This window comes from SAR86 cluster bacterium, assembly GCA_029268615.1.
Classification (GTDB): Bacteria; Pseudomonadota; Gammaproteobacteria; order Magnimaribacterales; family Magnimaribacteraceae; genus JAQWNM01.
Window position 1 is genome coordinate 124,120 of record JAQWNM010000001.1, and the last position, 21,602, is coordinate 145,721.

A 21,602-nucleotide genomic window follows, 5' to 3' on the forward strand; every position below is an offset into this window, starting at 1 on the left:
ATATGACTAAAAAGAAAATTAAACTAAATTTAAATGATAATTCATATGAAATTTTCGTTGGTGATGGTATAGCTACAAATAGCTCTTTAATCAAAAAATTTATTTCGGATAGAGAAGTATTAATTGTATGGGATTCCAAGATTCCTCAGAATAAAATTTCACAAATCTCTAAATCAATTAATAAATGCTCGCCTTTCAAACTTAATTCTTTAAAGTTAAGCCTTAGTGAAAAACTTAAGAATTTTACCTCTGTTTCAAAAATCCATAACTTACTTATCAAAAAGAATTATAGTAGAAATGCATTAGTCATTTGCGTAGGTGGGGGGATTCTTTCTGATGTTTCTGGTTTTGCAGCGGCAACCTATTTAAGAGGTATAGATTTTATTTTAATGCCTTCTACCCTGTTATCTCAAGTGGATGCATCTATAGGAGGAAAAACTGGGATAAATCACCAAAGAGGAAAGAACTTAATTGGATCTTTCCACCAACCTAAATTAGTTTTAGCTGATATAACTCTTTTAAAATCTCTTAATACCATTCAAATGTCGGAAGGATTTGCTGAAATAATTAAACATTGCTTAATTAAAGATAAAAAACTATTTAATTGGCTAGAAAATAAGATTTCAAAAAAAAGAAAATTAAATGATACTGATTTAACTTACTTAATATATAGATCAATAAAAATCAAGAGTGCTATTGTTGAAAAAGATGAAAAGGAACAAAACTTAAGAGCTCTTCTTAACTTTGGACATACTTTTGGTCATGCTTTTGAAACTTTGGGCAAATATAAAAAATATAGTCATGGAGAAGCGGTTTCTTTAGGTATGATTGCAGCATTAAACTTATCTAAGGAATACTATCCTATTCCAGACCTTGAAATTAACAAAGTAAGGAAACTCCTCTTGCAATTAGGCCTGATAACAAAACCTAAAGAAAAACTTAATTTATCTAAATTCTATTCTGCGATGCAGACTGATAAAAAAAGACATAATGAATCTTTGAGATTTATCCTACTTGAAAGTCTTGGCATAGCTAGAGTTAAAGAAGATATTCCTAAAGAGTTAATAATTAAGGTCTTAAAACAATCATTCTAACCTTTGCTCTAATACTCAGGATTAGCTAGAATAACAATCCTTCTGTTAATAGAGAAGGCTCAAATTTAGGAAACGCCCAGCCTACTAAATATTAACTATTTAAGTTAGTGTCATTTGGCCTGGAAATATATGGAAGAGCTAGCAAATCAAAAAAATATAAATTTAACTAAGTCTAAAAGCTTTGGCTTGCCAGATAAATTTGGTCTATATGACCCCTCTTTAGAAAAAGATTCATGTGGAGTTGGTCTTGTAGCTAATATAAAAGGTATTCCTTCCAGAGAAATCATGGATGATGCTTACCATGTTAATTCTCAAATGGATCACAGAGGAGGATGCGGTTTCGAAGAAAATACAGGAGATGGAGCAGGAATCTTAGTAGCACTTCCTGATTCTTTCTTCCAATCAAAAGTAAAAGACTTAAAGTTTTCTTTACCTCCAAAAGGTTCTTATGCAGTTGGAAACATATTCTTACCTCAGAATACCGAAGAGAGCAAAATATGCAGAGAATTAATAGAAAATATTATAAAAGAAGAAGGTCAAAATTGTCTTGGTTGGAGAAAAGTTCCAATAGATCCTGAAGGATCTAATATTGGACCTGCTGCCTTAGATGCCAAGCCAGAAATTTACCAACTATTTGTATCATCTAATATCAAGAATGATCAAGAAAAGTTTGAGAGGTCTCTTTATCTTATAAGAAAAAGATTCACTTTTAAATTAAGACTCAACTCTAGTCTTAAAGAAGCAAAATTATTTTATGCTTGCAGCCTATCCTCAAAAGTTATTGTTTACAAAGGCATGCTCACTCCTTCTCAATTATTCCCCTTCTACCCAGATCTTCAAGATAAGGAATTTAAAACCCACCTAGCAATGGTTCATTCAAGGTTTAGTACGAATACTTTTCCTTCCTGGGATAGAGCTCAACCAAATAGGTATATGTGTCATAACGGAGAAATAAACACACTTAAAGGGAACATAAATGCTATTACAGCTAGGCAAGGTAAAGTAAAGAGCGACAAATTTGGTAGCAAATTATCTGATTTATTTCCCATCGCAGAAACTGACTGCACAGATTCAGGCACTTTTGACAATGTCTTAGAATTTCTCATTTTAAATGGTAGAACCTTAAAAGAGTCAGTAATGATGATGATTCCAGAAGCTTGGCAATCAGATAAAAGCATGGCTGAAGAGAAGAGAAAATTTTATGAATACTCCTCATCACTAATGGAGCCATGGGATGGACCAGCGTCAATAGTTTTTACAGATGGGAATTATGTAGGGGCGGTTTTAGATAGAAATGGTTTGAGACCAAGTCGATACTATATAACTAAAAATGAAAAAGTAATCATGGCTTCAGAAGTGGGAGTCTTATCTGTTCCCCCTGAGGACGTTATTAGTAAAGGACGTTTACAGCCAGGAAGAATGTTTTTAATTGATTTTGAGCAAGGGAGAATGATTCCTGATGAGGAGTTAAAAAAAGATGTCTGCAAACAAAATCCATATATGGACTGGGTAAATAACCAGGTAATTGATTTAGATGACTTAAGCTCTGATGAAGAACCAGAATCATTAGTAAATGATAATTTAATTCCAAGGATGCAGGCCTTTGGATATACCACTGAGACTATGCAATTCATGTTGCTTCCTTTGGTAACAGAATTAAGAGATCCTCTAGGCTCTATGGGAAACGATGCGGCCCTGGCATGCTTATCGGATAAGCCAAGACTACTTTTTGATTACTTTAAGCAATTATTTGCTCAAATCACTAACCCAGCTATAGATTCTATAAGAGAAGAAGTAATCATGTCTCTTGAATGTCTAATTGGACCAGAAGGAAATTTACTTTCTACAAAAGCAGAAAATGCTCATAGATTAAGATTAAAAAACCCAATTCTCTCAAATCTAGAATTAAAATCTATCCAAAAATTAACATCGCATGGATGGAAAACAAAAACAATTGACCTTACATTTATAAAGGAAACTGGATGTAAAGGTATGCTTAACGCTTTAGATTCTATTTGTAATAAAGCGGAGAAAGCAATTGAAGAAGGGTATTCTTTTATAATCCTTTCTGATAAAAATATTTCTAAAGAAAGAACTGCCATCAGCTCCTTACTAGGCTGTTCATCGGTTCATCATCATCTTGTAAATTGTCAAAAAAGAACTCAAATTGGTATTGTAATAGAAACAGGAGAAGCTCGAGAAGTTCATCATCACTGTTTACTCTTTGGCTACGGAGCAGACGCTATTAATCCTTATTTAGCGCTTGAAGCTCTATGGCAATCAAAACTTGATGGATTAATTCAAGATCCAAACCTTAAATCTTTCGAAGATATTGTTCATTCATATAAAAAAGGCACTTCTAAGGGTATTTTAAAAGTGATGGCGAAGATGGGTATTTCTACTCTTCAATCTTACAAAGGTGCTCAGATATTTGAAGCTGTGGGCTTAGCTGATGAAATTATAGAAAAAAGCTTTAAAGGAACTGCTAGTAGAGTTCAAGGAATCAATTTCAAGACCTTGGTTAAAGAGATAGAAAGAAGGCATGAGATAGGATTTCCTGAAATAGATGAATCAAAAATATCTTCATTACAAAATCCTGGAGATTTTCATTGGAGGAGTGGAGGAGATTCTCATATGTGGGATCCAAAAGGTATATCTACCCTTCAGCTAGCCGCACGAAATAATGATGAAGAAGCTTATTGGACCTTTTCAAAACATGCTAATGAAAATACCACAAAAAATAGCACTCTCAGAGGAATGCTCAAATTCAAGTCACAGAATAAATCCATCGACATAGAAGAGGTAGAATCGGAGAAAGAAATTGTTAAGAGATTTGCAACTGGAGCTATGAGTTTAGGTTCTATTTCTACTGAATCTCATGAATCTTTGGCTATTGCTATGAATAAACTAGGAGGCAAATCTAATACAGGAGAAGGTGGAGAAGACCCTATAAGATTTAAACCCATTGATGAGAATATATCTAAAAGATCAGCTATAAAACAAGTTGCTTCTGGAAGATTTGGCGTAACGATGTGGTATCTAACTAATGCTGACGAACTTCAAATAAAGATTGCACAAGGTGCAAAACCTGGCGAAGGTGGTGAACTTCCTGGAAAGAAAGTAGATAAATATATTGCAAAAATTAGACACTCTACACCTGGAGTTGGATTAATAAGTCCTCCTCCACATCATGACATATATTCAATAGAAGATATTGCTCAACTTATCCATGATCTTAAAAATGCTAATAGAGCTTCTAGAATTAGTGTAAAACTTGTTTCAGAAATAGGAGTTGGAACAATAGCCTCAGGAGTAGTCAAAGCTAAAACCGATCATTTAGTTATTGCAGGGCATGACGGAGGAACTGGAGCCTCTCCTCTAACCTCTATAAAACACGCTGGACTCCCCTGGGAACTAGGCATAGCTGAAACGCATCAAACACTAGTTATGAATAATTTAAGATCTAGAGTTGTTTTACAAACTGATGGGCAACTAAAAACAGGGAGGGATGTAGCCATAGCTGCTTTATTGGGAGCTGAAGAGTTTGTTTTTGCAACAGCACCACTTGTAACTTTGGGCTGCATAATGATGAGAAAATGTCACCTCAATACTTGTCCAGTTGGAATTGCTACACAAGATAAAGAATTAAGGAAGAAATTTAAAGGAAAGCCTGAGCATGTTGTAAATTATTTATTTATGGTAGCAAAAGATTTAAGGCTGATCATGGCTGACTTAGGTTTTAAGTCAGTAGAGGAAATGATAGGAAGAGTCGATTATTTAGAGTCTAATGAAGCTATAGATCACTGGAAAAGGAATGGACTTGATTTCTCAAAACTCCTTGAACCTGCTCAAGTGATCTTTAAAGATACAGAAGTTTTCCATACCAAAGATCAGAATCATGGCTTAGAAAAAGCTTTAGACAACTTTCTAATTAAGGAAAGCAGAAAAGCTATCGATGAAGGGATAAAAGTAAACATAAAAACCCCAATACAAAATACAAATAGAGTTGTAGGAACAATGCTTTCTAATGAAGTAGCTAAAGTTTGGGAAGAAAAAGGTCTACCTGAGGATACAATCAATATCAAGTTATTAGGATCAGCTGGTCAGAGTCTAGGTGCCTGGTTAGTTAAAGGGATAACTATGACTCTTGAAGGAGATGCTAATGATTTCGTAGGTAAAGGACTTTCAGGAGGTAAATTAATTATTCATCCACATAAAGAAAGTAAATTCAGAGCTGAAACAAATATGATTCTCGGAAACGTTGCATTATATGGAGCAACAGATGGTGAGGCATATTTTAGAGGTATGGCTTCTGAGAGATTTTGCGTGAGAAATAGCGGAGCAAAGGTTGTAGTTGAGGGTATAGGAGATCATGGATGTGAATATATGACTGGTGGTATCGCAGTTATTCTAGGACCTACTGGAAGAAATTTTGGTGCAGGAATGAGTGGAGGAATTGCCTATGTTTACAACCCCAAGAATGAATTTGAAGAAAAATGCAATAAGGACACCTTCGAGTTAGAAAAATTAGACCGAGAAGATATTTCAACTCTTAAAGAATTAATATCTAATCATTATAGATATACTGAATCTTCAGTTGCCAATACAATCATAAATAATTGGGATAATGAATTAAAATATTTCTGTAAAGTAATGCCTGTAGACTACAAGAGAGTGTTGGAAGAGATGAATTTTGAAAAAAGAAAGATTGTGTAATGGGTAAATCAACTGGTTTTAAAGAATTTGATAGGTCTGTAGAACCTTACAGACCTTCTGAAGAAAGAATACTTGATTTTAAAGAGATTTATACTGAGCATGATGATAAAGAGCTTGCAACACAAGCTTCTCGATGCATGGATTGTGGAGTACCCTTTTGCCAATCAGGGGAAGGTTGCCCTGTTTATAATCTTATTCCTGAATGGAATGACTTAGTTTACAAAGGTAGATGGGAAGAGGCTTTTGACAGGCTTTTGCAAACAAATAACTTCCCTGAAGTAACTGGTAGAGTTTGCCCTGCTGTATGTGAAGGAGCTTGTGTATTAGGAATAACAGAGACTCCTGTTGCCATAAAAAACTTAGAATGTGCCATTGCAGATAGAGGTTATGAAGAAGGGTGGTTAAAACCCATAATTCCTAAATTTAGGACAGACAAGAATATTGCCATAGTAGGTTCAGGACCAGCCGGCTTATCTGCCGCACAACAACTAAATAGCGTAGGACATAATGTAACTGTTTACGAAAGAGCAGATAGAATTGGTGGATTAATGATGTATGGAATTCCTAATATGAAACTAGATAAATCTATTATTGATCTTAGAGTGGAGCAAATGAAGGAAGAGGGGATCTCCTTTAAAATCAATCAAGACATAGGCTCTCAGGAAGGTACTTCAATTGAATCCTTACTAAAAACTAACCATATTGTTTTATTAACGACTGGTGCAACTAACCCAAGAGATCTAGGGATACCTAATAGAGAAGGTCCTGGTGTTTACTTTGCTATGGATTTTTTAAGAAAAAATACAAAGAGTTACTTAGATACCCAACATTTGGACAATAAATATATTAGTGCAAAAGATAAAAGGGTCATTGTCATAGGAGGTTGAGATACTGGCACTGACTGCATTGGCACTTCTTTAAGGCATGAATGTACTTCCTTGATTAATTTTGAAATCATGGCTCAACCTCCCAAGACAAGAGCTGAAAATAATCCTTGGCCATTATTTCCTAGAATACATAAAGTAGACTATGGGCATGAAGAATCTTCCGTGAAATTTGGTTCTGATCCAAGAGTCTACTCAATATCTGGAAAAGAATTCATTAGAAATAGTGCAGGTGTCTTAACAGGGATAAAAACCATAGAAGTTGATAGTAACTTCAAGGAGGTGTCAGGAACTGAAAAAACATGGGAAGCGGATTTAATTTTACTAGCTATGGGATTTTTAGGTCCAGAAAATTACACTTTAGGTTCTACTCAAATCGATTTAGATAAGAAAAGTAACTACAAGGCAGAACATAATATTCATAAGACTAATAACCCTAGAATATTTGCTGCCGGTGATTGCAGGCGAGGACAATCACTTGTTGTGTGGGCTATTAATGAAGGAAGAGCAGCAGCTAGAGAAATAGACCGTGAATTAATGGGCAAAACTGAGCTAATCTGATTTAGACTCTTAAATAAAAATTACTTCCTTAGCCTCATTAAACCTTCTTGAACTGCGGAAGCAACAAGAACACCCTCTCTCGTATAAATACTCCCTCTATTAAAACCTCTAGCATTGCTTGCACTAGGACTATCAGTAGCATACAACAACCACTTATCCATCTTAAATGGTCTATGAAACCACATTGCATGGTCTAAACTAGCTGATTGAAGTTTTCCAGCTGCCATTCCTAGACCATGAGGATTATATGAGGTACCTAAAAGGCCCATATCTGATGCGTAAGCTAATATAGCTTGATGAAGAGTTAGATCATCAGGTAATTTTCCTACTGTTCTCATCCACATATATCTATAAGGAGGCCTTTTTTTTGGTTGAAACATATCTTCTACATGAGGATATCTTAGCTCTAAAGGTCTCTCTCTTAAAAAAAAGTCTCTCATTGACTCAGGTATCTTTTCAGCATTTTCCATTCTGATCTTTATATCACTTTGACATTTATCAGGGCCGGGTATATCGGGCATGTCTATCTGATGTTGCAATCCTTTTTCTTTAATATGAAAAGATGCTGACATATTAAAAATAGGTTCCCCTTTTTGAATAGCAACCACCCTTCTGGTTGTAAAACTACCCCCATCTCTGATTCTATCTACATCATAGATAATTGGGTAATTCATATCTCCTGGCCTTAAAAAATACCCATGCAATGAGTGTGCTATTCTCTCTTTTGGTACAGTCTTTAATGCAGCATAAAGAGCTTGGCCTAAAACCTGACCCCCAAAAACTCTAGGTCCCCCTATATTCTCACTCTGACCCCGAAATAAATTTTCTTCTAAGGACTCTAAATTTAATAATTTTATTAATCTAGTTAATACTTTTTTTGCCATAATAATTATTCAAAATTTCTATTCTTCCACCATGGATAAAAGTCCGGCATATCTTTGCTAACTTTACTTGGAAAATTAGCTTCTCGCTTTTCTAAAAATGAATCCACTCCCTCTTTAACATCTTTACCTCTGCCGAGTTCATATATGGCTCTAGAATCTATTTTATGGGCTTCCATAGGATGATCAGCGCCCAACATTTTCCACAACATTTGTCTTGTCATTGTTATTGAAACTGGCGAAGTATTGTCAATAATCTCTTGTGCTATCTTTAAAGCTTCATTATATAAAGAATTATTATCATGAATTGATCTTATTAGGCCCCCAGATAAGGCTTCATCAGCAGAGAATACTTTTCCGGTATAAGTCCATTCTAAAGCTTTACTTATTCCAACTATACGGGGCAAAAACCAACTAGAGGCTGCTTCTGGAACTAAACCTCTTCTTGCAAATACAAAACCAATTTTTGCTTCATTGCTAGCTAATCTGATATCCATTGGAAGGGTCATTGTTATTCCAACACCGACAGCTGGTCCATTTATAGCCGCAATCATCGGTTTTGGGCATTCATAAAAGGCTAGAGTCGTTCTACCACCTCCGTCCCTTATCCATTCTAATTCCTCGTTTTTACTTGGAGATTCTCCTTTATTATTTCTGACATCTCTATTAAAAGTATTTGCTCCTGCCCCTAAATCGGCTCCAGCACAAAACCCTCTACCTTCTCCGGTGACAATAATAACCCTTACCTCATCATCCTCACCTGCTATTCTAACTGCCTCTATTAAATCATCCATCATTTGCCCATTGAAGGCATTTAAACGGTCTGGTCTATTAAGTTTTATAGTTAGAATTTTATCTTTTATCTCATAAAGTATAGTTTCAAATTTCATATTTCATCCTTCATATTATATAGTGTGATCAACTTCAATAGCTGGATTTTCTCCTGAAGACCCTGAGGGTTTAGCTGGTATACCAGCTACAGTAATATGCTCTTTAACATTTTCAAGCACTACACTTCCTGCTGCTACTTTTGCATACTTTCCCACTTCTACATTCCCTAAAATAATAGACGCACTACTTAAAAGAACACCTTCCCTTATTTTAGGATGTCTATCTCCTCTTTCTTTACCTGTGCCGCCAATAACAACTCCAGAAAATATAGAAACATTGTCTTCAACTACAGCTGTTTCTCCTATAACAACACCCGTTCCATGATCAATCATAACTCCATCGCCAATAGAAGCAGCTGGATGGATATCCACACCATAAACTTCTGAAGCCCTACTTTGAAAAAATAAAGCTAAAGTATGCCGTTGATTATTCCATAGCCAGTTAGCTACTCTATGAGATTGAAGCGCTCTAAAGCCTTTGTAAAATAAAATAGGCGTTGAATAGAACTTGCATGCTGGATCTCTTTCTTTAACTGCCACTAAATCTTTTGTCACACCTGCTAAAATTTCTTTCTTTTCTTTCATAGATTCTCTAATGATATTCCGAATCATTAACGGAAGAACTGAAGACGTTGAAAGATCGTTTGCTAACTGATTTGCTATAGCAGAAGAAAAAGAATGATGCTCTAAAATCATACTATGAAAAAAACTTGCTAGTACAGGTTCTGCCTTTACCCGTTTAAGGGTTTCTTCCTGAATTGTTTCCCAAACTTTGGTTACATTTACCTGTGTCATCTTCCATTAGAATTAAATATAAGTATTCTACTCTACTAAGAGACCTTGCTGAAATAATTCAAATAGGGATAATAAACATCCTTTTTTTATAAGAAGCATATATGACAAATATTAATACTGAATATTCTGATAAAACGCCCGACATAGAGCTAGATGTTTTACAAACTTTTGATTTAGACGTGGATTTAAAAGTCCCTGGATTTAGCGAACCTAATGAATATGTTCCTAGTATAGATTCTACTTATCAATTTGATAAAGATACAACCTTGGCAATTCTTGCTGGCTTTACACATAATAGAAGGGTTATGATTCAAGGTCTTCATGGATCAGGTAAATCAACTCATATAGAACAAGTTGCAGCAAGATTGAACTGGCCCTGTATAAGAGTAAATCTAGATAGTCATATTAGTAGAATAGATCTCTTGGGAAAGGATGCAATTGTCTTGAGAGATGGAAAGCAAGTTACTGAATTTAAAGAGGGTATATTGCCCTGGGCATTACAAAGTTCTACCGCTTTAGTTTTTGATGAATATGATGCAGGTAGACCTGATGTTATGTTTGTAATTCAGAGGATTCTAGAAGTTGAAGGAAAACTAACATTACTAGATCAAAATAAAGTTATCACGCCGCATCCATACTTTAGACTCTTCTCAACTGCTAATACTGTAGGACTAGGTGATACTTCAGGTCTATATCATGGAACTCAGCAAATAAATCAAGGTCAAATGGATAGATGGCATATTGTAAGCCCATTGAATTATTTAGAGGCCGAACTAGAACTCAGGGTTATCTTGGCAAAAGTCCCAAGCTTTAATAATCAAAAAGGGATAAAAGAGGTAAAAGATATGATCTCTATAGCTAATCTTACAAGACAAGGATTCAATAATGGAGATATATCAACCCTAATGTCTCCTAGGACTGTTTTAAGTTGGGCTGAAAATACTATTATCTTTCAAAATAGAGAAAAAGCTTTTGAATTAACCTTTTTAAATAAATGTGATGAAACTGAAAGAACTATCATAGCTGAATATTATCAAAGATGCTTTGATGAAGAATTAACTGATTCTATTTCTGAATCTTTAGAAGAAAAAGAATCGGCCTAAATGTCTGGAAACTCTAACTCTAATGAATCAGTAAAGGATGCTGTAGCTTCAACAATAAGAGCTATAGCGAAAGATCCTAATCTAGAAATTAATTTTGGCGGTCTTGCAAATAATACAAAAAACTCTATTTCTTTTCCAAACCCGCCAACTTTAAAAAATAAGTTACCTGAATTCAGAGGAAATGCAGATGCTGTTGCCTGCGCAAAAAGATATAGAAATGAACAAATTTCTGTTGATACAGGAAGCTTAAAGATAAATAACTTACTAATTCAACTTGAAGATATTAGAGTCGAAATATTAGGTTCTAAAAATTTTAATGGAATACAAGCAAATCTAAAAAAAAGATATGAAAAAAAATGCATCATATCAGAACTTGATAATGATCAAGAGGAAGCCCTGCCAATAGCACTTGAAGGTTGGCTAAGACAACTCCTTCTTCATGAGAAGTCTTCTAAAGCTACTTCAAAATATCTAGATCCTTGGAAAAATATTTTTAATTCTAAAGGTTCAATTTTTAAAAAAGAACTAGAAAATTCTCTTGAAAGCCAAGTAGAGTTTTCTGAAGTTGCCAGAAAATTATTACATGCTCTAGAAATAGAAGACAAAATTTTAGAAGAAAATGAAATACAAGAATCTGATCCTCAACAATCTGAAGAAGATAATTCAGAAGATAATTCAGAAGAAGAGGAAGGCTCCTCTGAAAATAACCCTTCCGAAGAAATAGAAAACGAAGAGGAGATGCAAGAAGGTGAATCTGATGAGATGGGAGCAGAAAATTTTGTTGATGATTTAGAAAATTCCTCAGCAAATCATTCTTGGCTTGAACAACTAGTACAACAACAAAATAATTTTACTTATAAAGTTTTTACTAGAGAATTTGATGAAGAAATAGATGCCACTGATCTATGTACTTCTGAAGAATTAAACCGTTTAAGAAAGCATCTTGATCAATTGATGGGGCCTAGTAAATCAACTATATCTAAGCTAGCTAATAGACTGCAAAGACTTCTGATGGCACAACAAAACAGGTCTTGGGAATTTAATAAAGAAGAAGGCATCTTGGATTCTTCCAGATTGCATAAGATAATTTTAGATCCAGTAAGTCCTTTGACCTATAAAGTAGAAAAAGATACAGAATTTAGAGATACAGTTGTTAGCATCCTAGTAGATAGCTCTGGATCAATGAGGGGGAGGTCAATGACAGTTGCAGCAATTAGTGCAGATATTATAAGTACGACATTGGAGAGATGTAATGTAAAAACAGAAGTACTTGGGTTTACAACCTCTCAATGGAAAGGAGGAGAAAGTAGAAAACTTTGGACGGAATCAGGAAAAGGCATAAACCCTGGAAGATTAAATGACTTAAGGCATATAATATTTAAATCTGCAGATACTCCTTGGAGAAGAGGTCATAAAAACTTTGGCCTAATGCTAAGGGAAGGACTATTAAAAGAAAATGTTGACGGAGAGGCATTAATTTGGGCTCACGATAGATTAATAAAAAGACATGAACAAAGAAAAATTCTTATGGTTATTTCAGATGGAGCTCCTGTAGACGATAGCACTCTTTCTACTAACCCCACTAATTACCTTGATATGCATTTAAGACAAGTTATTAACTCTATAGAAAATAATTCTCCTGTTAATCTAATTGCAATAGGAATAGGTCATGATGTTACAAGATATTACAAAAAAGCTGTGACTATTCATAGAGCCGAAGAACTTGGTGGTGTTATGCTTGATCAATTAACAAACCTTTTTAGTCAAGAAGAATAAACATTTACAGGGGTTTAGCATTTGATAATCTTCTCCTTTTTGTAGATTAAAATTTAAACAAATGCTAATGTTAGAATCCAGAATATGGAAATTTAATCTAAATATTCATAAAACCTTTTTTTTGGGGAAAATATGGCTATGAAAATTACCAAAGTTGAGGCTTGTCCTAAAGAAATGCGCTTCTTTAAAGACGAAGACATTGAATCAAAACTCAAACCGCAACATATAGAAGATATAATTGAAATATTTCAAACACCTTTAACAGGTTCTTATAATTGGGATTATACGGTAGCTGATAATAGATTAAAAAAATTATACGAACTAGGCAAAGAGCTTAACTGGAATACAACTACTGACCTAGATTGGACGCAAGACCATTATCCTTTAGATCAATGGGCTTCTAATGCTGATATGCAGCAATTTAAAGGATTTGGACCCTATGATAAACTATCAGAAAAAGAAAAAATAGAATTTAGCTGGCATATCTTGGCTAGCGGTCTTAGCAACATAACACATGGAGAACAAGGCGCTCTTCTCGTTGCCTCGCAACTAGTCTCCTGTGCTCCGACCTATCAAGCTAAACTCTATGCAGCATCTCAAACTTTTGATGAAGCTAGACACGTAGAAGTTTTTAATAAATATTTACAAGAAAGAATAGGTTGGACTTATCCTATTATGCCAGGCTTAAAGCTTTTATTAGATAAGATACTAACAGACCCTAGATGGGACCTTAAATTTATAGGAATGCAAATTATCATAGAAGGTTTAGCTCTAGCTGCTTTTGAAAGAACAAGAATAAGTTCAATGGACCCGCTTTTAAAGGATATTTTCTATCTAGTAATTAGAGATGAAGCGAGGCATGTCACTTTTGGCGTTAATTACCTAGAAGATTTTGTTTCAACCCTTTCAGCAGAAGAAAGGCAAGATAGAGCCGAGTTTGCTTATGAGGCTTGTGTGGTAATGAGAGATAGATTTACCTCTACTAATGTTATGAATCATTATGGCTGGAATTTTGATGAAGCCACTGAATTTTCGAACCAATCTGAGAGCGCTCATATATTTTTAAATCTATTATTCTCAAAAATTATGCCAAACTTAAAAAGAATTGGCTTGTTGACAGATGAAGTTTCAGAGAAATACGAAAAAATGGGAATTCTAGAATTTCAAAATTTAGAAGACGATGGTCAAACCAGTTGGGAAGAATTATCCAAACCTCTTGAATACGAAACTAAATTAGCTTGAAAAAGATGAAAATAACTAAAATAAGCCAACCGCCTGCAGGTCCAAGAGCATTTGATCTCCCTGAAAACTTCAATAAAGAACATCTAGAAGATATCGTAGAAATCTTCCAAACACCCCTCACGGGAAGTTATAACTGGGACTATACGGATGCAGATACAAGAATAAAGAAACTATACGAGCTGGGAAAAGAACTTAATTGGAGTGGATCTATAGATTTAGATTGGTCGAAAGGAATAAGTAAAGATGAATTTCCCACTAAACCTGAGATTATGGACAGGATGGAAGGCGTCTTAGGTGACCTTTCTGAAGAAAAAAAGTTAGAGTATATGAGACATGATTCAGCTTGGTCTTTAAGTCAATTTTTACATGGAGAACAAGGCGCTCTTCTCGTTGCCTCGCAACTAGTCTCCTGTGCTCCGACCTATCAAGCTAAACTCTATGCTGCATCTCAAACTTTTGATGAAGCTAGACACGTAGAAGTCTTTGCAAGATATCTACAACAAATCCAAGGTATTGAATATCCTATAAATAAGAACCTTAAGTTTTTACTTGATAAGATTCTTACAGATCCTAGATGGGATCTTAAATTTATAGGAATGCAAATATGCATTGAAGGATTAGCCCTGGCAGCTTTTCAAACTACAAAAGAAACTTCTAATTGTCCATTATTACGACAGCTCGTGCACTACGTTATTAGAGATGAAGCTAGACATGTAACTTTCGGTGTAAATTATTTACAAGATTTTTTCCAAACCTTATCGAAAGAAGAGCTTGCTGAAAGAGCTCAATTTGCATATGAAGCTTGTGTAGTTATGAGAGATAGATTTGTTAATACTGAATTACCTGCAAGATTCTTTAAAATATCTGAAGAAGAAGTTATGGAAATGATAGCCCAAGATGAGGGTCAAATTACTTTTAGGAATCTTCTGTTCTCGAGGGTAATGCCAAACCTAAAAAAAATAGGTCTCTTAACTGATGAAATGTTGCCTCTTTATGAAAAGCTAGGACTGAGCAACTATATTGATGCTGATAGTGATTTTGAGATTGATTGGGCTCAATTAAATACACCTTTGGAAGGTTCAAAAGAAATTGATGAACAATCTGAAGAACAATGGAAAGAAACAAAGAAAGTTTTACATAATCTCTCTTAATTCGAGAAGAATATTGATATGAATATCCAGACTATAGCTACAAAACTTTTATTTAAACTGCCTAAACCAATTCTTTCAAGTTTAATGCGATCAATGCCAAAGTCAAAAAAAGAAGTAACTGAAACTCCTTGGCATTTGAAAGGTAATTGGGCTCCTGTAAAAGAAGAAATCACTGTAAGAGACTTAGAGATAAATGGAGAGATCCCTAAAGAATTAAATGGTATGTATGTTCGAAATGGCATGAATCCAGTTTCTGGATGGAGCGATCATTGGTTCTTTGGTAATGGAATGTTACACGGAATAAGTATTAAAGATGGAGAAGCTAGTTATACAAATAAATATGTTAAAACTCCTTACTATGAGAAGGATATGGACATGATGGAAGGGTCTTTTGATTTAAAAGCTTCCCCAGCTAATACCCATGTAATAAAACATGCTAATAAAATTTTAACTCTTGAAGAAGCCCATTTACCTTGGGAGGTAGATGAAAATTTAGACACACTTGGAGTTCATGACTTCAATGGTAAGCTTGATACGCCCATGACTGCCCACCCTAGAATATGCCCCGAAACAGGGGAACTATTATTCTTTGGATATCAAATGATGGCTAAACCTTATTTAACCTATCATCGTGTATCAGAAAAAGGGGAACTAGTTCAGTCGGAAGCTATAGATATTCCTAGGCCGGTTATGATGCATGACTGGAACATAACTAGAAACTATGTGATCTTTATGGACCTTCCATTAGTTTTTGATATTGGACAAGCCACTAATGGCTCAGATCCATTTGGATTCAAACCAGAATGCGGAGCTCGCTTAGGTATCATGCCAAGAACTGGATCTAATAAGGATGTAAAATGGATTGAAATAGATCCATGCTTTGTTTTTCACCCCATGAATGCATATGAAGAAGATAATAAAATAATTCTACATGTATGTAGACAGAATAAGGCTATGGTTGGAGGAATGAATGAAATTTATGGCGGAGAAGAAACAACAGGCAAATTATGGAAATGGACCATAGATCTTCAATCTGAATCATGCCTAGAAGAGCAAATTGATGATAAATCATGTGATTTTGCTAGAGTAGATGATAGAAGAATTGGCCTAAAAGCAAAAAATGGTTACACAATGGAAATTGATGAGAAGGCTAACTCTCTTACCTTTGGAAATCATCTCTATAAATTTGACTTAGAAAAGAATAAACGAATAGATCACAACTTAGGCAAAAATATAGTTGGAGGAGAACCCGCTTTTGCTCCAAACCCAGATAAATCATCTGAAGATGAAGGTTGGGTTCTATCTATTGTTTATGATAAAGATTTAAACAAATCTAAATTAGTTATCATAGATACAAAGAATTTTGATAAAAAAGCTATAGCGGAAATTATATTACCGGAAAGAGTTCCGTTTGGAGCGCATGGAAACTGGCTCTCTAATTAAACTGATCAAAGTAGATGTTTCACGGGCAACTTTGCCCTTCCCCAGAACATAAAGGGTCCTACTCGTTCTCCTTCATTTACGAGAGTTAACTTGGGGAATCGTTTACGAAGAGCAATTAATGTCACTCTCGTTTCTAACTTTGCTAATTCCCTGCCAATACAAACATGAATACCCACACTAAAAGTTAATATTTTCTTTCCTTTTCTATGCACATTAAATTCATTTGGATTCTGAAAAACCTCTGGGTCTCGGTTTGCAGCTCCATAATGCATCATTACCTTAGTGTTGGCAGGTATTATAATCCCTCCTAAGTTTACATCTCGAGACGTAGTCTTATATAAACCTAGTAAAGGGGGATCAAAGCGCAAACTCTCGTTTATAGCATCATCTAAGTCAATCTTATCTTCTGTAAATTCTCTCCACAAATTGTCTATAGTTAATAATCTCCAAATTAAATTAGAAATTAAAGATGTTGTAGTTTCATTGCCTGCTACAAAAATTTGGGTCGCCAAACCTACACTTTCATCATCTGAAAGATATTTATCTTCCTGCTTGGCATGTGCTATCAAGGACAACAAATCTGAATCAGATTTTCTTCTTTTTTTATGAATTTGCTTTAAAAGATACTCTCTCATTTCATTAAGCTGATCAGCATACTCCAATGGGTCCTCTGAACACATGTTAGCCACGCTAGCATCTGCCCATTTTTTAAATTTATCTATGTCATCAGTAGGAATTCCTAAAATCTCACAAATGATTATTACCGGCAGAGGAAAAGATAGGTCATCATGCACATCCCAAACTTCTTTTTTTGTAACTTTATCTAACAACATTTCAACTATTTCCTGTAAACGAGGTTCCAAGTTTTGTATTTGTTTAGCTAAGAAATCATGTTGTATAAGTTTTCTTATATAAGTGTGATGAGGAGCATCTGATATTACACCCTGAGCTGGTTGAAAATTTGGGCCATTACCATGACCTTCTAGATAAGTATCTGAATCTAAAAGAGAGTTATTAACATCATCATATCTAGAAAATATAAAGAATGGAGGATTATATTTATCATAAAAATAAGCTCTGTCATTATTCAATAATTTATTTGCAGTGATAGAAGGATCATTCATTTCCTTTACACTCAAAAGATCTATATCAGATTTAATATTCATCTATAAATTCTAGTTTAACTTTCTAATGAATGCTATTTCAAAGAAACCTTCTTGTGAAGATCTTCTATTAATAGCTTGATAATCTTTGCCAAGATTTAGTTTACTTGTAAAAAGATAAGTCTCTTTCTCTACTTGATAAGATAACTTTAAAGTCCTTTGCCTCTTCTTGGAAGCTAAATTAAATTCTAATTCTTCGAAAATTACTTCTCCATATTTTGTTCTAGCTGAAGGAACATTCAAGATCATACTACCTTTGTAAATAGATAATGGTTGAAAAAAATAAAGCCCAAAAGAATCATTAGGTAAAAATGCATCATCTTTATAGATACCAAAGGATAGAGCATTTGAATCTATATTTCATTTGATTTAATTAAACTTAAATCATTAAAATTATTGTCTGTAGACCCAAGATAAAATGAAGACATGATTTTAAAACCGGAGATAAATCTTGAAGCAGTAAGCCCTTGAAACCTAGTATATGCTGGATTCTTTGAACTGAATGCCCCTAAAAAAGAATTCCCTAGAAGTCCTGACTTTTCCTTTATAGAACCTAGAACTATGGAAAAATTATACTTTAGAAATTCTTTTTTAAATTCCAACATATAACCCGATGTTTCTGGTCCTTCAAAGAAATGTTCATCTAATTTAGAATTTCCATTAAATAATACTGCACTCAAAGAAGAAGAATTAGTTAGACCATAACCCCCTCCTAGAAAAGAACCTCTGGAAGCAAAAAGTAAATAAGGTGAAGAAAAAACTTCAAAATCAGAGTTATTTTCATTTAAAGCATGACTAAAATATTCAGAAGGCTCTTTACCATACCCAGCAAATAAAAAAGTTGAATAATCGGACTTATGAAAAAGAGAAAAAGAATCAAAATTCCTTAAATTCTTAGCCCACAATATAGGGCCAAGGTTTTGCTCTGGGTTTAATTTATCTCTATAACTTAAAGATAACTGCATATATTCTGAAACATTATATTTATAACTTCTTATTGCTCTTAATGGGTCTGAATAATAAGAACTAAGCCATTTAATTGAAGGTCTTTTATTTATAATTATTGAATTTAAAGGCATGTAAAAAGGAGCTCCTAATTCATCAAAAATAACTATGCTTTTTCCTAAGGAAGCTTCTAATAAACTATTACCGATCAACCCTGTATAACTTATAAAAGAGGTGGACTTAGGTATGAGATCCCTTGAAAGAGATAAGGATGTAGCTATCATCATTTGGCCAACAGGTCTGGTTGCAGCATCCAGGTCTAAAAGGCCCTGACCATAAATTGAAGAGTCGGAGTACATCCCAGATTTATTTGCTGTTTTAAATAGGCGATCAACTATTTCAGAACCTCCTATTTGATCTTTAAAGAAATCAACTAATAAGGCTATACCACCAGTGACATGCGGAGCTGCCATAGAAGTACCACTAAAAAGCCTATATTCATTATTTATAGGTGGGTCCTCACTGTATGCACTATTAATAGATCTTCCTGGTGCAGCCATACAATAATCTTTAGAAACGCCACATCTGCTTGAAAATGAACTTATTTCTCCTGATTCATCCACTGAAACTACAGCTATAGTATGTCCCTGTAATTCATCTATCATAAAGGCCATACCAGCAAATACCTCTGGATTTGAATAATCTACACCTTGGTCAGCATATGCTCCTGCATTTCCAGCAGACCAAACAAATATAGTTTTATCAACATTTGCAACATTTTGTTGAGCCATTACTTCTATAGTCTTAGGGAATGCATATCTTATATTTTCTTCACTATAATCAGTGATATTACCTTGAAAACCAAAACTGCCATTAACAACATCCACTCCATCTCTAATAAAAATACTTTCATAATAAGACTGAAAATTGTCATAACCAGTATAATCTATGGAAGGATCGATCTCAGCAGGCTCATAATTTTCCGAGGCAGTTCCAAGTTTTATTTCAATGAAAAGAATCTCGGCATCAAATGCAACTCCATGCATACCCTTGTTATCTTTTTCTCCTGAAATGATAGCTGTTACATGGGTACCATGTCTTTTTTCGTCTATTGAAGGCGGCGAATCTTCATCATAAGTTGTATATATTTTTTTAAATTTATTAATACCATCCAATTCTTGATGAAAATAATCAACTCCAGTATCCATAACTCCTACAAGGGCACCTTTCCCTGAAGCTCCTCTTGCATAAGCAGATGAAGTTTTTATTAGAGATAAACCATATTGATTTTTATATTCAGTGCTTTGCTCAATTAACAATTTCTCAGCATCAAAATCTACAGTTGTAGAACCTGCAATTGATTGATCAGATGAATTTGATGTTGGGATGGAATTAGATACTGTTGGAGAGACTTGATTTGATCCACTACTTCCACCACCTCCACAGGATATTAATCCTATAAAGATAACAATATTAATTATAATTTTTAACATAAGAGAATAATTTATTATCTGTTACTAGATATAGTTTATATCTATACTTACATCTTATTAACACTCTTTTGTTAAATATTAAATGTATATCTCAATTGATTTTGGAATTACCAATACTGATATTCTTTTAGATAAAGAAAAGAAGTTAATTCATGCTGTCGTCCCTAGCGATGGTATACCTAATGATCAATTTATAATAGATTTAATAAGCGAAATGGGTACTTCGGAATCTACAATTCAAGGAATAGCCGTTACTGGCGGTCATCATCAGAAATTAAGTAACCAAGTTTCTAATATACCAATTTTTCATGTCAATGAAATTGAAGCTATTGGAGCAGGAGGAATGGAGTTGAGTAAACTTAATAAGCCAGCAATAGTTGTTAGTGCTGGATCTGGAACTGCTTGTGTACTTTCTAATAATGGAAAGTATATTCATTGTTCTGGTACTGGCCTTGGGGGAGGAACAATTATTGGACTCTCTAAGTTAATTATTAATGAAGATAATCCTGACAAGATTCAACATCTTGCTGAAAACGGAGATCATACAAATACAGATTTAATCCTCAGTGAAGTAGTCACAGGACCTATAGGTAAACTTCCCTCGGATAGTTCAGCTGTTAATTTTGGGAAGATTGGTAAAAGAAATAAGGAAATATCAAAGGAGGATATAGCTGCTGGTATTATTAATATGGTAAGTCAAACAATTACTAGAATTGTGGCTTCTGCGTCTATAAGTTTTAAAGTTAAAGATATAGTTATTGTGGGAAGAACATCCCAATTTATCTCTCTAAGAAATGCTTTTAAGCAAGCTGAAAATATTACAAACATCGAGGTATATTTTCCTGACAAAGGGGAATACGCATCTGCCTTAGGAGCATTAAAAATGATGCAAAAAAAAGCCCCAGTATAAACTAGGGCTTTTAAGAAAAATCCTGACGATGTCCTACTCTCACATAGTTAAACTATACTACCATCGGCGCTAAGCATCTTCACTTCTGAGTTCGGAATGGTATCAGGTGGTTCATACTTGCTATGTTCATCAGGAATAAACTTATAAATTCAATCTAAATATTACTTAACTAACAAAGTTATTTGGTGTTATATGATCAAGCCGATCGAGCAATTAGTACAGGTTAGCTCAACACCTTACAGTGCTTACACATCCTGCCTATCAACGTCCTAGTCTTGAACGGCTCTTAAAGGACCCGAAGGTCCAGGGAAAACTAGTCTTGAAGGGGGCTTCCCGCTTATATGCTTTCAGCGGTTATCCTTTCCGAACATAGCTACCGGGCAATGCCAATGGCATGACAACCCGAACACCAGGGGTTCGTTCACTCCGGTCCTCTCGTACTAGGAGCAACTCTTCTCAATTTTCCAACGCGCACGGCAGATAGGGACCGAACTGTCTCACGACGTTCTAAACCCAGCTCGCGTACCACTTTAAATGGCGAACAGCCATACCCTT

At 34.6% G+C, this 21,602-nt stretch carries 14 protein-coding genes, 2 rRNA genes and 1 pseudogene; 9 read left to right on the top strand and 8 right to left on the bottom strand.

Features of this window, described 5'->3' with window-relative positions; translation table 11 throughout:
* Positions 1-2 precede the first annotated feature (2 nt).
* From aroB to P8J93_00615, 3 genes and pseudogenes are all read left to right on the top strand, one after another.
* Positions 3-1,094, top strand: coding sequence for a 3-dehydroquinate synthase (gene aroB / locus P8J93_00605; protein ID MDG2060305.1), 1,092 nt, complete (start codon positions 3-5; stop codon positions 1,092-1,094).
* A 129-nt stretch (positions 1,095-1,223) separates the two neighbouring features.
* A complete protein-coding gene (gene gltB, locus P8J93_00610) occupies positions 1,224-5,810 on the top strand; it encodes a glutamate synthase large subunit (GenBank protein MDG2060306.1) in 4,587 nt (1,528 codons plus the stop codon).
* Positions 5,810-7,255, top strand: a pseudogene (locus P8J93_00615) (glutamate synthase subunit beta). The gene gltB and the pseudogene P8J93_00615 overlap by 1 nt, the downstream one beginning before the upstream one ends.
* Before the next feature lie 20 nt (positions 7,256-7,275).
* Here the strand turns inward: P8J93_00615 and tesB are convergent.
* The 3 genes from tesB to cysE are packed head-to-tail and all read right to left on the bottom strand — an operon-like array spanning position 7,276 to position 9,821.
* On the bottom strand, positions 7,276-8,139 hold the full coding sequence (gene tesB / locus P8J93_00620) for an acyl-CoA thioesterase II (protein MDG2060307.1): 864 nt from the start codon (positions 8,137-8,139) through the stop codon (positions 7,276-7,278).
* Between the two features lie 5 nt (positions 8,140-8,144).
* Positions 8,145-9,026, bottom strand: a complete 882-nt coding sequence (locus P8J93_00625) for a crotonase/enoyl-CoA hydratase family protein (GenBank protein ID MDG2060308.1) — start codon at positions 9,024-9,026, stop codon at positions 8,145-8,147.
* Positions 9,027-9,041: 15 nt separating this feature from the next.
* Complete coding sequence (cysE, locus tag P8J93_00630; protein ID MDG2060309.1) at positions 9,042-9,821, bottom strand: serine O-acetyltransferase; 780 nt, start codon at positions 9,819-9,821, stop codon at positions 9,042-9,044.
* A gap of 101 nt (positions 9,822-9,922) precedes the next feature.
* Between cysE and P8J93_00635 the strand changes: the two genes are divergently transcribed.
* The 5 genes from P8J93_00635 to P8J93_00655 all read left to right on the top strand — a co-directional run bounded on the left by P8J93_00635 (position 9,923) and on the right by P8J93_00655 (position 16,536).
* The gene (locus P8J93_00635) at positions 9,923-10,924 is read left to right on the top strand and encodes an AAA family ATPase (GenBank protein ID MDG2060310.1); all 1,002 of its coding nucleotides are present in this window, start codon (positions 9,923-9,925) and stop codon (positions 10,922-10,924) included.
* Complete coding sequence (locus P8J93_00640; protein ID MDG2060311.1) at positions 10,925-12,700, top strand: cobaltochelatase subunit CobT; 1,776 nt, start codon at positions 10,925-10,927, stop codon at positions 12,698-12,700.
* Positions 12,701-12,838: 138 nt separating this feature from the next.
* The gene (locus P8J93_00645; GenBank protein MDG2060312.1) at positions 12,839-13,942 is read left to right on the top strand and encodes a diiron oxygenase; all 1,104 of its coding nucleotides are present in this window, start codon (positions 12,839-12,841) and stop codon (positions 13,940-13,942) included.
* 5 nt (positions 13,943-13,947) lie between these two features.
* Positions 13,948-15,093 carry a ferritin-like domain-containing protein gene (locus P8J93_00650; protein ID MDG2060313.1) on the top strand — a complete coding sequence of 382 codons (1,146 nt, stop codon included), beginning with the start codon at positions 13,948-13,950 and terminating at the stop codon, positions 15,091-15,093.
* Between the two features lie 18 nt (positions 15,094-15,111).
* Positions 15,112-16,536, top strand: a complete 1,425-nt coding sequence (locus P8J93_00655; protein MDG2060314.1) for a carotenoid oxygenase family protein — start codon at positions 15,112-15,114, stop codon at positions 16,534-16,536.
* Between the two features lie 5 nt (positions 16,537-16,541).
* Here P8J93_00655 and P8J93_00660 read toward each other — a convergent pair whose 3' ends face one another.
* From P8J93_00660 to P8J93_00670, 3 genes are all read right to left on the bottom strand, one after another.
* Positions 16,542-17,702 (bottom strand): cytochrome P450, encoded by a 1,161-nt coding sequence (locus P8J93_00660; GenBank protein MDG2060315.1) that lies wholly within the window; start codon positions 17,700-17,702, stop codon positions 16,542-16,544.
* A gap of 9 nt (positions 17,703-17,711) precedes the next feature.
* Positions 17,712-17,948 (bottom strand): hypothetical protein, encoded by a 237-nt coding sequence (locus P8J93_00665; protein MDG2060316.1) that lies wholly within the window; start codon positions 17,946-17,948, stop codon positions 17,712-17,714.
* 104 nt (positions 17,949-18,052) lie between these two features.
* Positions 18,053-20,137, bottom strand: coding sequence for a S8 family serine peptidase (locus P8J93_00670; protein MDG2060317.1), 2,085 nt, complete (start codon positions 20,135-20,137; stop codon positions 18,053-18,055).
* A gap of 82 nt (positions 20,138-20,219) precedes the next feature.
* On the opposite strand from P8J93_00670, the gene P8J93_00675 reads away from it, so the two are divergent.
* The gene (locus P8J93_00675; protein ID MDG2060318.1) at positions 20,220-21,047 is read left to right on the top strand and encodes a hypothetical protein; all 828 of its coding nucleotides are present in this window, start codon (positions 20,220-20,222) and stop codon (positions 21,045-21,047) included.
* Positions 21,048-21,067: 20 nt separating this feature from the next.
* Here the strand turns inward: P8J93_00675 and rrf are convergent.
* Both rrf and P8J93_00685 read right to left on the bottom strand, forming a co-directional pair.
* Positions 21,068-21,181 (bottom strand): 5S ribosomal RNA (gene rrf / locus P8J93_00680).
* A gap of 58 nt (positions 21,182-21,239) precedes the next feature.
* Positions 21,240-21,602, bottom strand: a 23S ribosomal RNA gene (locus P8J93_00685); the annotation flags it as partial.